Source organism: Microbulbifer sp. A4B17, from assembly GCF_003076275.1.
Lineage (GTDB): Bacteria > Pseudomonadota > Gammaproteobacteria > Pseudomonadales > Cellvibrionaceae > Microbulbifer.
In genome coordinates, this window is sequence record NZ_CP029064.1 from 4,751,856 (window position 1) to 4,764,821 (window position 12,966).

The following is a 12,966-nucleotide window of genomic DNA, read 5'->3' on the forward strand; positions in this document are numbered from 1 at the left end:
AATTTCCACGAATAAAAATATTGAGAAAAAATAAGTTAAAAGGTGGAAGGCCTACTAAAAGCGGTAGGAAAAATTCAAACTCAGGGTGCGCAGATGCCCGAGGTTAACACGTTCAATTTTGCCAATATTATTGTAGTTATACTCTAATGAAGTATCGAAATCCTGAGTCCACATAATTCGGTAACCCACTCCGGCATTCCAAAAGGTATCACTGCCACTGGCATCAATAATATAGATATATCGATCATCCGGATAAAATGGTGGGTATTCTCGATACCAATAGCCTCGTCTTATAACATTATTCAAATCCACATCGGCATAATTATATCCCACCATCCAATAGAGACATTGAACGTGGCAATTCAGGGTAAAATCAATTTTAAAATTTAAACCTACCTGATCTACTGTGACATGATTATCATCGAAATGTGAGGCTCGCAGCTCAACTTGCCAGACTCCCACAGCCGGTGTAATTCCAAGGCTGACATAGCCAAAAGAATCCCGCTGCTTATTTAACTGCTGCTCGCCACTCCCAAAACCAACGGTACCGATAATCCGGTACTCTCCCGTGGCGACACCATCAAAAGGATTATTCGCCTCGAATCCATAACTGGACGCAGCTATAAAAAAGGAAAGCAGGTAGACGGATAGCTTTATCATCGCCACTCACATCAAAAAGCCAGTCATCAAGTTCAAGCTCAGTGAATTATTTCAAGTTGTTTCTACATCAATAATGGCCCAGACGCCTCCTACAAAAGCCGGGTTTTTCTTCAGGTTGTCTACATCACCTGCTTGCGGCATTGGCTGTCCAGCCTGACGGAGCTCTTCCAACCGCTGAAAAATCGTTTCAGCCATTTTTTGCAGGGTCCCCTCAAGGGTATCGGCATAGCAGTGGCAATGCGGCAGATCCGGTGCAATGGCACCAAATCCGGCATATTCAATATTGTGCACCACAACCGGGTAGCGCATTGAAAAATACTCTTATGTATTAGCTTTCCAAAGCGTAGACTGCTTTACATTTTACGGGGGAATTTGGCAAGGAAATTAGCTAATTAGCCGGGAAATAATATTTCGCGCTGGCACAGATTCAACACTATAAGTGACAGCACTGAGTAGGAAGAACTGCCGTATTCAAATTAAAACCTGCAGCACTACAGTTTTTCACACAAGAAAATATTTGGAATTTAGTTAACGGGGCATCCTACCTAATAGGGCCCGGCGGGAAAATAGCATGCTGTTATAGGTGCGCCGCAACGCAATATCATTTGCATCGACTGCATTGGAGAGGGCTTCAAAATGCCGCTGCAACCAGTTTATTTCCTCCTCCAGTTCCCGACGCAAACAGCGAATTTCACCTTTATCCTGGTTAAAGCGCAGATCGGGTCCAGACATCAGTGAGCCTCCTGAATTTGGAAATATCCAGATCCCCTTTAAAGCCTCCACCAGTGGTGGTGGAGGCACAAAAATACTCTCTATATGTTTACTGGCGTCACACCCTAAGCAGCGGACTTATCCAGCAGTAGGGATTGCCAATCAAAAGAAGAATCGCCAATTACATAGAAAAAGGGATTTAGCAGAGAGTCTTTGGTGTTGTAGCGCAACAAATTAAACTCTTCGTCCACAACAATACCACCTGCTGCTTCAACTACAGCCTGAGCTGCCGCAGTATCCCACTCGCAAGTAGGAGCGAGACGCGGATACAAATCTGCTGCCCCCTCAGCAACCAGGCATAATTTCAGCGAGGAGCCCATATTTTTGCACTCGACAGCTCCCAGTTCAGACTCGATACGTTGTACCAACTGGTCGACGGTGCCAGTTCCATGGCTGCGGCTGGCCACAAGCTCAACAACTTCACTATTATCCAGGCGCGGCTTCAGTGGACGCACCCGAATTTCAGTTTCGCCATTGGCATCGCGCTTAAAGGCTCCTTCGCCCTTGCAGCCGGCATAAGTGATATTCAGTACCGGTACGTAAACCACCCCCAAAACGGGCTCGCCATTTTCGATTAACGCGACATTTACGGTAAATTCACCGTTGCGTCGGATAAATTCTTTGGTGCCATCGAGCGGATCGACAATCCAGTAACGCTGCCACTGACTGCGCTCTTCGAACGAGGGCATTTCCTGCTCTTCTGATAAAACCGGTACTCCCTCGATAAGCTGTGCTAACGCCGGTTCCAGTACTTTGTGAGCGGCCAGATCTGCGGCAGTTACTGGGGAATCATCTTTCTTTGTCTCGACTTCCAACTCAGCGCTGCTGTGATAAACCTCGAGAATCGCCTCTCCCGCGCGTTTGCAGATCTCTATCACCTGCTCCAAAAGTGCTTTATCCATTACAACTCCATACTCTGTGAACTCACCATTATAAAATCTTAGGCGGAGAAAAGGTCCTGAACGGACAGATAGCGCTCACCAGTGTCATAGCTGAACACCAGTACCCGGCTGCCCGCATCCATCTCACCCTCGCGTTTTTTCAGGGCCGCAAGGCTGGCACCAGAAGAGATACCCACAAAAATTCCCTCTTTTAGTGCGCATTGACGCGCCATTTCAAAACTATCTTCCTCACTCACCAATACAGTACCATCGAGTACTTCCGTATTGAGCACCTGGGGTACAAAGCCGGCGCCAATGCCCTGCAAACGATGCAGGCCTTTTTCTCCACCGCTAATCACCGGTGATTTCTCCGGCTCTACCGCATAGACCTGTAATTTGGGAAAGTGCTCTTTTAAGACTTCACCACAGCCCGTGATATGCCCGCCAGTACCCACACCGGTAATCATGTAATCCAGCCCCTCAGGAAAGTCTGCCAGGATTTCCTTGGAGGTAACATCCCGGTGCACCTGGGCATTGGCGCGGTTATTAAATTGTTGGGGCATCCAGCTATTCGCATGTGAGGCCAATAACTCCTCCGCCTTAGCAATAGCGCCGCCCATACCGCGCTCTTTAGGTGTAAGGACCAATTCTGCGCCCATTGCTTTCATGACCTGGCGACGCTCTGCCGACATAGACTCCGGCATGGTCAGGATCAGGCGATATCCCTTCACGGCAGCAACCATCGCCAGTCCAATACCCGTATTACCAGAGGTCGGTTCGATTATTACTCCACCGGGCTGCAGGGCTCCACGACGCTCTGCATCCTCAATCATCGCTAAGGCAATTCGGTCCTTAATGCTGCTACCCGGATTAAAGCGTTCTACCTTCATCCAAACTTCTATATCGGGGCGAAACAGGTGATTGATTCTTACGTGAGGGGTATTGCCGATTGTTTCCAGAATATTGGCCGCTTTCATCGGTGAGGCTCTCCATGACTAGTGCTCAAGGCAAACAACTGCCGGGCATGTATGTTCGATGCTCCATATTACCCCAGAAATGTCCCGCGACCGGCACGGGAGAAAACCCAATTGGAATTAGAGAGCACAAGCTATCGATGATGCGGAGGAAAACCGTTAAATTGATGAGGAGGTATACAAAATAAAAATAAGGTAAGTACCTATGTCCGTAGAAAATTCCGTACCCAAGCACAACTTTCGTAATTACCTGGTACCGCTGTTCCTGGCCAGTGCCACTTTATTCATCTTTCTGGATACCTGGAAGCTGGATAACTTGTGGATGCCCGCGCTAAAAGCGCTGCCGATACTGTCTCTAATGATGATTGCCAGACTAGAGCTGCGGGGCATAACCCTGCTTTTCACTTTTCTAGCCCTCTGTTTCTCCGCCATCGGCGATGTACTCCTCGAAATGCAATTCTCCCAGCACTTTGTGTTTGGACTGGGTGCTTTTCTTATTGCCCAGCTAATCTACGCATTGGGCTTCCTGCGTTTTGCGGAGCCCCCCAATCGGCGCAACTTTATTCGCACACTACCTGTGGTGATTGCCGCGCTGCTTTTGGCGCAAATTATCCTCCCTGCTGCTGGGGATTTAGCCCCGGCGGTAATGGCTTACCTGCTGGCTATCCTCGCCATGGCGGTCGCAGCCGCCATGCACAAGGGTGACTCCACTCTGCTATTTGCCGGTGCGGTCATCTTTATGGCTTCAGATACATTGATTGCTATTAACAAGTTCATTACCTCACTGCCACTAGCCGATGCCGCCATCATGCTCACCTACTACAGTGCACAACTGTGTATCCTGTACGGCATCCGCCGCGCCCAGGCATAATGCAAACGATCCGGGAAGGCACTGGCAAGCCAACTAAACTTGTCTTCCCGCCCCATCTCAAAGAGGTAGACAGCTCCCATGCTCGACTGGCGAAGTATCGACACCGTATTGCTGGACATGGACGGCACCCTGCTGGATTTGCATTACGACAATCACTTTTGGCTCACGCACCTGCCCAAGCGCTACGCCGAGGTCCACGGCTTTGACCCTAAGGAAGCCCAGCAGAAGCTCGAGATCGAGATCAATGCCCTCCGCGGTACATTGGAATGGTACTGCCTCGACTTCTGGGCGGAAAAGCTGGAACTGGATATCCTAGGCATACTGCGTGAAATTGAGAGCCGAATCGCCCTGCGCCCCCATACCGAGGCGTTTCTTAACGGCCTGCAACAATTGCAAAAACCCACTTACTTAGTCACCAATGCCCACCGTCATGGGCTGGAACACAAGCTGGAGATTACCGGTATCGACCGCTGGTTTGACGGCATCATTTCTTCCCACGATTATGGACATGCCAAAGAGAGCGCAGATTTCTGGGACTCTCTGCGGGAAAACCTGGAATTTGACCCGGAAAAAACCCTGTTTGTCGACGATAACCAGTGCGTGCTGGGCGCTGCCCAGGACTACGGTATCGCCCACCTGCTGTGTATCCGCCAACCGGATAGCCGGGGGCCCAAGCGGGAAATTACCAACTTCCCGGCGATCCATCATTTTGATGAGATTATGGCATTTGACTGCGGCAGATCCGGCACCGGGCCCGCCTGAATTCACAAGGAAAATATGGAAAAAGTACGTATCGACAAGTGGCTCTGGGCCGCGCGCTTCTTTAAGACTCGCAGTATTGCCAAGCAGGCGATTGAAGGGGGCAAGGTTCATGCGGATGGTCAGAGAGTCAAAGCCAGCAAAGAGGTTTCTACCGGTGCAAAACTAAGTATTCGCCAGGGCTGGGATCTGCTGGAAGTTGAAGTGACCGCACTGTCAGATCAGCGCCGCGGCGCCGAAATCGCCCGCACCCTGTATCGCGAGACGGAGGGCAGTATCGCCCGCCGTGAAAAGGAAAAAGCCGAGCGCCAGGCAGCGAATATCGGGGTACAACCAGAGCGCCCCAATAAAAAGCAACGCCGCCAGATACACCGCTTCCTGCGGGATCAAGAGTAGATTCGCCAGACAAAAGTGGTGAAATTTCCGCCATTTCCCACTTTAGCTGCTAAACTGCCCCCACTTAACCCGATAGAAACAGCCATGATGAAACGACTGATCGCCATCTCCCTGCTGATTTTGCTCGGTACTCAAACCGCCTTAGCAGACAGCCGTGAACACGAGCAGCTCAAGCGCTCAATCATCAAGATTTACACCACTGCCGCCGCCCCGGATTACTTCAATCCCTGGGCCCTGCTCAATCCCAAGCAGCTGTCCGGCTCCGGTGCCGTTATCCGCAACCAGCAGATTCTGACCAATGCGCACGTTGTAGCCAACGGCAGCTTTATTCAGGTCCAACGCCACGGCGACGCAAAAAAATTCCGCGCTCGGGTGAAATTTGTCTCTCACGATGCCGACCTTGCCCTGCTGACCGTCGATGACGAAAGCTTCTTCAACGATACCCGTCCCCTGACCCTGGGCGAATTGCCGGACCTGCAGGAAGAGGTCACCGTCTACGGCTATCCCATTGGCGGTAAATCCCTGTCCATTACCCGCGGTGTGCTCTCCCGCGTGGAACACCAGTACTATGCCCATGCCGAGAGCTACCTGATGGCGGGCCAGATAGATGCGGCAATCAACCCGGGCAACAGCGGTGGCCCGGTTATCTCCAATGGCCGCATAGTCGGCGTGGCCATGCAAACCAATCAGAGCGCTGAGAATCTTGGCTACTTTGTACCGCCCAGCGTGATCGCTCATGTCCTCGAAGATGCCAAGGACAATGTGCACCAAGGGTTCCCCGAACTGGGGCTGGTAACCCAGAGCCTTGAAAGCCCATCGATGAAAAAGGCGGCCGGTCTCGAGGAAGACCAGGATGGCGCCATGGTCGTTAAAGTGTTCGACAATTCCCCCGCAGCTGAAGTGTTTAAACCCGGCGATGTCCTGCTCGAAGTCGATGGCTTTAAAGTAGCTGCTGACCGCACGGTGGAGTGGAGAGAAAACCAGCGCACTAACTACCACTACGCTGTGGACCGCCACCATGTCGGTGAACGTTTACCGGTGCGCTTCTCCCGCGATGGTGAAGAGCAGACCGCTGAGGTCACGCTGGCCGCAACACCTCCCTCACGCGCTATGGTGCTAGGAGAGCAATTTGACCGCCAGCCCCGCTACTATATCTACGGCGGTGTTGTCTTTGTGCCCCTGAATATGAACCTGATCAAGCGCTGGGGCAAAAACTGGCACTCCAAGGCCCCCATCGATTACCTCTATGCCCGAAACCAGTGGAGCGATGAGGAACGCCGTGAACTGGTTGTCGCCTTGAAAGTATTACCCGCCAATGTGAACCTCGGTTACCACGACTGGAAGAACTGGATTATCGACTCTGTGAATGGCCACAGCATCAAGGACTTCGACGAATTTGCCCAATTAATGGAGAGCAATAAGCAGGACTTTGTGGACTTGCGCGACCGCTCCGGCTATCGGATGGTCTTGGATGCAGCAGAGGCCCAGGAACAGCAACCCCTGATCCTGCAGACCTACCATATCCCCCAGCGCCACTCCCAGGGGCTGTTTAGCCAGCTGGCCAACAAAGAAGAATAAAAACTGATAGAGGCAAGGGACAGCCGTGAAGTCACTGTACATAACCAGCATTTTCGGCAGCCTGTTATTGGCTGCCAACATTAGTGCCGGAGAGCTGTATCGCTGGATCGATGAAGATGGCCGAGTGCACTTTGGTGACCGCCCCCCAGTCCATGCTGAGGCCAAGGATATCTCTAGCAAGCTGACACCTATCAACTCAGCCAATGCCACCACGGCACGCAGTCGCAATCAATCCGCTCAGCCTCGAAATGTCGAGCAGCAATATCAGGATCGCTTAAATCGCGAGGCACAAGAGCGACAGCAACAATTAGATAAAGCCTGTAGCAAAGCCCGTAAAAACCTCGAGATATTGCGGGGTCGGGTAATATTTTTAGATGACAACGGCAAAGAAGTGCGCCGCACAGAGCGGGAGCGCGAACAGATGGCAGAAGACTATCAGCGCCAGGTTAATCTCTATTGCGGTTAAAATTAACCGGACCCCATAAGCGCAACTATTCCCCATTGATCAGCGACAGCTACCATTTAGGCATATCCGCCTCTAAAATCCTGCGGTTTTAATACCGAGAGCCCCCGACCTATGTCCGATCAGCTGGAACGCTTTATTTTCTCCAAACACGATATTCGCGGACAGGTGGTGACACTTACTGACTCCTACCGCGATGTACTTAAGCACAATCCATTGCCTGCGCCGGTGGCCCGCCTGCTGGGGGAGTTCCTCACCGCAGCCTGCCTGCTTTCAACCACACTGAAGTTCGAAGGTGTCCTTAGCCTCCAGGCCCGCGGCGAAGGCGATGTACCAATGATTATGGCGGAATGCACCCACCACAGCGACCTGCGCGGCATAGCCCGGGTAGCTGAGGGTGCACAGATCGACGAAAATGCCACCCTGCGCGATATGATCGGCCCCCGCGGCGCCCTGGCCATTACCCTAGAGCCAAAGCGCGGTGAGCGCTATCAAGGCGTGGTTCCCATGGAGCAGGATAATCTGGCCGGCTGCCTGGAAGACTATTTTAAGCAATCAGAACAGTTGGCAACCCGCGTTTGGCTGAAAAGCAGCGACAGCACCGTCGCCGGCCTTATGTTGCAGATACTGCCGGGCAACAATGCCGCCACGGAAGAGGAAAATCGGGACGCCTGGGAAACAGCGATTCATTTAGCAGAGACAGTGACCGCCGAAGAACTGTTTACCGTCCCCCACCCTGAGCTGATTCACCGCCTGTTCCACCAGCTGGAGCCTGCAACCCTGGGTACCGACGCCATTCGCTTCAAGTGCAGCTGTTCAAGAGAGCGCAGTGCCCGCGCGCTGGTTTCCCTGGGTGCTGAAGATGTTTACCGACTGCTGGAAGAGCAGCGGGGCGAAATTATCGCAGACTGCCAATTCTGTAATACCCAATACCGCTTTGACCGGGACCAGATAGAGTCCCTCCTCAACGCTCCTCCCCACACTCTTCACTGACGTATTCAGGGCTGCGCGACCGTCTTTACCCTTTGCGCAGCCCTGTTAACTGATACTTCTGCCTTCCACCTAAAATTCACAAAGCAAATAGTGTTTAATATAACCATAAGTTTAAAGAATTTTAGTCGATATTATTTTCCATGACAGCGCTGTCATTGACTACAAAACAGCCAGAGTTGGTATCCGCATATTTTGAATTTTGCAATAATGCGCCCCCAAAATTTTCTACGGCTGCTTATACCTTGGGCGGCCCCATTATTTTTACTGTCCAACTTTCACGGGTATTCCACGAATGGCACAGATCGACGACTCCGCGATGGTCTTCAAGAACCTATCACCGGCACAATTGGTAGAGCAGGCTCTGACACGCGGCGAGGGCAAGCTGTCAGATACAGGCGCTCTGGTGGCTGAAACCGGCGCGCGCACCGGTCGCTCCCCGGCTGACCGCTTTGTTGTAGAAGAGCCCTCCACTGCCGACAGCATCGCCTGGGGCAACGTCAACCGCCCTTTCCCGCAGGATAAATTTGACGCCCTGTGGGATCGTGTAGAGGCTTTCGTTGCCGGTAGCGATACTTTCGTCCAGCACCTGCATGTGGGCCAGGACGAGGACCACTACCTGCCAGTTGTAGTGACCACCCAAACCGCGTGGCACAACCTGTTCGGTCGCAACATGTTTATTCGCGCCGAAAAGTACAACCCCAAGTCCAAGGAAGAGTGGCAAATCCTGCACGCTCCTCACTTTGTCTGTGAGCCCGAGCGCGATGGAACCAACTCCGAAGGCTGTGTAATTATCAACTTCGGCCAGCGCAAAGTACTGCTGGCCGGTATGCGCTACGCCGGTGAGATGAAGAAGGCAATGTTCTCCGTACAGAACTTCCTGCTGCCAGAAAAAGACGTAATGCCCATGCACTGTGCAGCTAACGTCGGCGAAGATGGCGATACCTGCCTGTTCTTCGGTCTGTCCGGTACCGGCAAGACCACCCTGTCCGCAGATCCCGAGCGCTACCTGATCGGTGACGATGAGCACGGCTGGACCAAGGGCGCGGTATTCAATATGGAAGGTGGCTGCTATGCGAAAACCATCGACCTGAGCCAAAAGAATGAGCCGGTAATCTGGGATGCCATCCGCTTCGGTGCCATCGTTGAAAACGTAGTAACCAACGATCACGGTACTGCTGACTACTGCGACACCAGCCTGACTGAAAACGGCCGCTGCTCCTACCCGCTGGAGCACGTTGAAATGCGTCAGCTGGAAAACCGCGCCGGTGAGCCGAAGAACGTTATCTTCCTGACCTGTGATGTATCAGGCGTACTGCCCCCGGTATCTATTCTCTCCAAAGAGGCCGCGGCATACCACTTCCTGTCAGGTTACACTGCCCGCGTTGGCTCTACCGAGCTGGGCGCAGAAGCCGGTATCCACCCGACTTTCTCCACCTGCTTCGGCGCTCCGTTTATGCCCCGTGCACCGCGCGAATACGCAGACCTGCTGATGAAGCGCATCGAAGAGTTCGGCTCCAAGGTCTACCTGGTAAACACCGGTTGGACCGGCGGCTCTGGCGATAAAGGCAAGCGCTTCCCGATTCCGGTAACCCGCGCTGTGGTTGCCGCTATCCAGAGCGGCGCCCTGGAAGGCGTTGCCACTGAGCACCTGGATGCCCTGAACCTGGATATCCCCATGGAAGTGCCCGGTGTGGACAAGTCCTACCTGAATCCACGTGAAGCCTGGGCTGACAAGGCTGCTTACGACGATCAGGCAGGCAAGCTGGCTAAGCTGTTCGCAGAAAACATTGAAAAGTTCAATGTGAGCCAAGACGTTAAAAATGCAGGCCCTAAAGCCTAAATAAAAGGTTGCCGGGCACAAAGTGCTGCCCGTGACCCAAAAGCCGCTGTTTCCTCCGGGACCAGCGGCTTTTTTGTGGCTGCTTCCAAACCCGTGGCCCGTCGATTTTTGCGGCTATAGTGAGTAAACAGGCGCCGACGATTTTAGCGTCGGTAGAACAACTCTCTCAGCAGCAATCGCGAGCACTATGTCCGCAGGTAACTCGTTTACTCGCTTCGAAACTCTGTTCCCACACAAGCCGCCCGGGCAAAGGGTCAATCGGGTAGTCGTCAGTGCCCTCACCTTAATACTCAGCGCCATTTTATTCACTCTCTGGCTGTATCTATTCCTCTCGTCGCAAGAGAAGTCTTATGTTGAACATCGGGGTTACCGGCTCGCCAACGAAAAGACCTTCGATAAATTCCTGCGAGAGGGCAACAACCGGTCCAGGGTGCAAGCACTCAATCAATTGCTACATGACCGAGGTGTCGCCGAGGTTTTTCCCATCCGCGATCTTCTGCGACAGGGAGATGACTGGCTCGACCTGGGGGAACCGCCGTTCGCAATACCGCCCAGAGATCAGTGGTCAAATATTGTAAAAACACTCAATTTGGTGCGAGACAAGATAGTTCCGCTGATCGGCCCGGTCACCGTGGTTTCCGCTTATCGCACAGATGCCTATAAACGAAAACTTGAGGGTGAGGATCAGCCTCGTCACCGTGACTTTTGTGGGCTGGACCTGATCCCAAACTCCAATATCGGCCACAAAGAACTCGCTGAAGAGCTGAGCACCCTGCACGCGCGACTCGGCCCTGATAGTAATGTAGGGATAGGCCTGATCGACGACGTCCTGTTTCATATCGATACCTGTGGTTATCGCACCTGGTAACTGAGGGAGCCATCCGATGGTTATGCAAAGTGACAAAGAGTTTGCAGAGATCAACCAGCGCAATTTGCGCAGGCGAATCCTTATCATTGGAGCAATCGTTCTAGCGATCCTTGCCGGACTATTTATTTTTACCTACGATCGTGTGCGGGAGATTGATGATCGGGTGAAATCCCCCATCGACATCCTGCCCCTGCTGATGATCCCAGAGGTATACGATATCCAGGGCTACCCGGCAGCCTCAGAAAGGGCATTCAGCCGGTTTCTTACTAAGGGCAATAATCACGCGCGCTTCACCCAGCTAAAAAAATTCTTACGCTCCAACCGAGTCGACCAAGTTGTTCAACCCTATGAACTGTTACGCCAGGGCAGCGACTGGCAGGATTTGGACGAACCGGCTTTCGCTATTCCTCCCAAAGAACTCTGGTGGGGCATCGTCAATACACTGCGAGTCATCGAGCGAGAAGTAGTGCCTCGTATCGGCCCGGTTACCGTTGTCTCCGGCTGGCGCACGGTGGATTACAATCGCAAAGCCGGAGGCTCCAAGGGGAGCAAGCATCTGCACTTCTGCGGACTGGATATTGTCCCAAAAAAGAAATTTTCCCGGGAACAATTAGTGCCCGTGCTCAAGGATATCCACAAGCGCAACGGTCGTGAATGGCAAATGGGCCTGGGAATCTATCGGGGCATTCGATTTCACGTGGATACCTGCGGATACAGGCGCTGGTAAAACCCCACGGCTTCTGCTTAGATAGAGCAAAAATTAGGCGCCCTCTACCACTGGGCAGCCAGAGAAGCAGAGGAAGTCGCAGTGCAGGAAAAACTGGAAAGGCGCTCGTTTATATTGACCTTGTTATTGGTCAGCGTAGCTTTTTTATTCTTAATAAAACCCTTCTTTACCCCTATTTTTTGGGCTTGTGCCACCGCATTGATTTTCTATCCGGTATACCGCATGTTGATGCAGCGCTTTCCCAATTCCCCCAATTTAATGGCTTTGCTAACCCTCTTTATGTGTATCGTTTTATTGGTGATACCCGTATTGGTAGTGGCCACTTCCTTTATTAATGAAGCTGTAACCCTGTATCACCGGATTCAAGAGGGACAAATTGATGTTTCCAAATCCCTCGAGCAGATTCGCAGCGCCTTCCCCAGAGTCAACAGCACACTCGAAAGTATCGGTGTGGATATCGAGGAGGCCAAACAACGTCTGCTGGGAGGTGTAATGAATGCCGGTAGCTTTGTAGCCAAAAATGCGATCGAGGTGGGGCAAAATACCCTTAACTTTTTCGTCATGTTGGGCTTAATGCTCTACCTCACCTTCTTCCTGATTCGCGATGGTGAAAGGCTGGTAAACCTGATTATCCATGCCCTGCCTTTGGGAGATGAGCGCGAGCATCTTTTGCTGGCCAAGTTTGCTGAAGTCACCCGCGCAACTATCAAAGGAAACCTGGTGGTTGCCATTACCCAGGGCGGCTTGGGCGGAATTATTTTTTGGATACTGGGGTTACCTGCACCAGTCCTTTGGGGCGTTTTAATGACCTTACTGTCATTGCTGCCCGCAGTCGGTGCTGCATTAATCTGGTTCCCCGCTGCTATCTACCTCTATGCTATTGGCGAACCTATGAAGGCAACGATTTTACTCGCCTACGGTTTCACCGTGATCAGCCTGGTAGATAACCTGTTGCGCCCGATTCTGGTCGGCCGAGATACAAAGCTCCCCGACTATTTAGTGCTTTTCTCCACTGTCGGCGGCCTGTTTATGTTCGGAATCAGTGGCTTTGCTATAGGCCCATTACTCGCCGCACTATTCCTCGCCTTCTGGGAAATTTTTATGCGGGAGTTTGTCCACCCTGAGGATGTATTAATGCCGCAAAAACCCGAAGATCTTTGAGCAGTATAATTCGCTCCGGCCCGT

Annotated in this window: 15 protein-coding genes; 10 read left to right on the forward strand and 5 right to left on the reverse strand. The window is 52.2% G+C overall.

Features of this window, described 5'->3' with window-relative positions:
- Positions 1-54 precede the first annotated feature (54 nt).
- The 5 genes from BTJ40_RS20775 to cysK form a co-directional block, all read right to left on the reverse strand.
- Positions 55-660 (reverse strand): outer membrane beta-barrel protein, encoded by a 606-nt coding sequence (locus BTJ40_RS20775; RefSeq protein ID WP_238152084.1) that lies wholly within the window; start codon positions 658-660, stop codon positions 55-57.
- A gap of 51 nt (positions 661-711) precedes the next feature.
- A complete protein-coding gene (locus BTJ40_RS20780) occupies positions 712-969 on the reverse strand; it encodes a type II toxin-antitoxin system HicB family antitoxin (protein WP_108734877.1) in 258 nt (85 codons plus the stop codon).
- Positions 970-1,188: 219 nt separating this feature from the next.
- The gene (locus BTJ40_RS20785) at positions 1,189-1,392 is read right to left on the reverse strand and encodes a hypothetical protein (RefSeq protein ID WP_108734878.1); all 204 of its coding nucleotides are present in this window, start codon (positions 1,390-1,392) and stop codon (positions 1,189-1,191) included.
- A 104-nt stretch (positions 1,393-1,496) separates the two neighbouring features.
- Positions 1,497-2,333, reverse strand: a complete 837-nt coding sequence (gene cysQ / locus BTJ40_RS20790; protein WP_108734879.1) for a 3'(2'),5'-bisphosphate nucleotidase CysQ — start codon at positions 2,331-2,333, stop codon at positions 1,497-1,499.
- A 38-nt stretch (positions 2,334-2,371) separates the two neighbouring features.
- On the reverse strand, positions 2,372-3,289 hold the full coding sequence (cysK, locus tag BTJ40_RS20795) for a cysteine synthase A (RefSeq protein WP_108734880.1): 918 nt from the start codon (positions 3,287-3,289) through the stop codon (positions 2,372-2,374).
- Positions 3,290-3,491: 202 nt separating this feature from the next.
- Here cysK and BTJ40_RS20800 point away from each other — a divergent pair, with 202 nt between their 5' ends.
- The 10 genes from BTJ40_RS20800 (at position 3,492) to BTJ40_RS20845 (ending at position 12,942) form a co-directional block, all read left to right on the forward strand.
- Complete coding sequence (locus BTJ40_RS20800; RefSeq protein ID WP_108734881.1) at positions 3,492-4,157, forward strand: lysoplasmalogenase; 666 nt, start codon at positions 3,492-3,494, stop codon at positions 4,155-4,157.
- A 78-nt stretch (positions 4,158-4,235) separates the two neighbouring features.
- A complete protein-coding gene (yrfG, locus tag BTJ40_RS20805) occupies positions 4,236-4,919 on the forward strand; it encodes a GMP/IMP nucleotidase (RefSeq protein ID WP_108734882.1) in 684 nt (227 codons plus the stop codon).
- A 15-nt stretch (positions 4,920-4,934) separates the two neighbouring features.
- Positions 4,935-5,312, forward strand: coding sequence for an RNA-binding S4 domain-containing protein (locus tag BTJ40_RS20810; RefSeq protein WP_108734883.1), 378 nt, complete (start codon positions 4,935-4,937; stop codon positions 5,310-5,312).
- Between the two features lie 84 nt (positions 5,313-5,396).
- A complete protein-coding gene (locus tag BTJ40_RS20815; RefSeq protein WP_108734884.1) occupies positions 5,397-6,890 on the forward strand; it encodes a serine protease in 1,494 nt (497 codons plus the stop codon).
- A gap of 25 nt (positions 6,891-6,915) precedes the next feature.
- Positions 6,916-7,356 carry a DUF4124 domain-containing protein gene (locus tag BTJ40_RS20820; protein WP_108734885.1) on the forward strand — a complete coding sequence of 147 codons (441 nt, stop codon included), beginning with the start codon at positions 6,916-6,918 and terminating at the stop codon, positions 7,354-7,356.
- Between the two features lie 111 nt (positions 7,357-7,467).
- Positions 7,468-8,346, forward strand: a complete 879-nt coding sequence (gene hslO, locus BTJ40_RS20825; protein WP_108734886.1) for an Hsp33 family molecular chaperone HslO — start codon at positions 7,468-7,470, stop codon at positions 8,344-8,346.
- Positions 8,347-8,638: 292 nt separating this feature from the next.
- Positions 8,639-10,186, forward strand: a complete 1,548-nt coding sequence (locus BTJ40_RS20830; RefSeq protein WP_108734887.1) for a phosphoenolpyruvate carboxykinase — start codon at positions 8,639-8,641, stop codon at positions 10,184-10,186.
- 187 nt (positions 10,187-10,373) lie between these two features.
- Positions 10,374-11,054, forward strand: a complete 681-nt coding sequence (locus BTJ40_RS20835; protein WP_108734888.1) for a hypothetical protein — start codon at positions 10,374-10,376, stop codon at positions 11,052-11,054.
- Between the two features lie 16 nt (positions 11,055-11,070).
- Positions 11,071-11,781 (forward strand): D-Ala-D-Ala carboxypeptidase family metallohydrolase, encoded by a 711-nt coding sequence (locus tag BTJ40_RS20840; protein WP_238152085.1) that lies wholly within the window; start codon positions 11,071-11,073, stop codon positions 11,779-11,781.
- An 81-nt stretch (positions 11,782-11,862) separates the two neighbouring features.
- A complete protein-coding gene (locus BTJ40_RS20845; RefSeq protein ID WP_108734889.1) occupies positions 11,863-12,942 on the forward strand; it encodes an AI-2E family transporter in 1,080 nt (359 codons plus the stop codon).
- Positions 12,943-12,966: the final 24 nt, after the last annotated feature.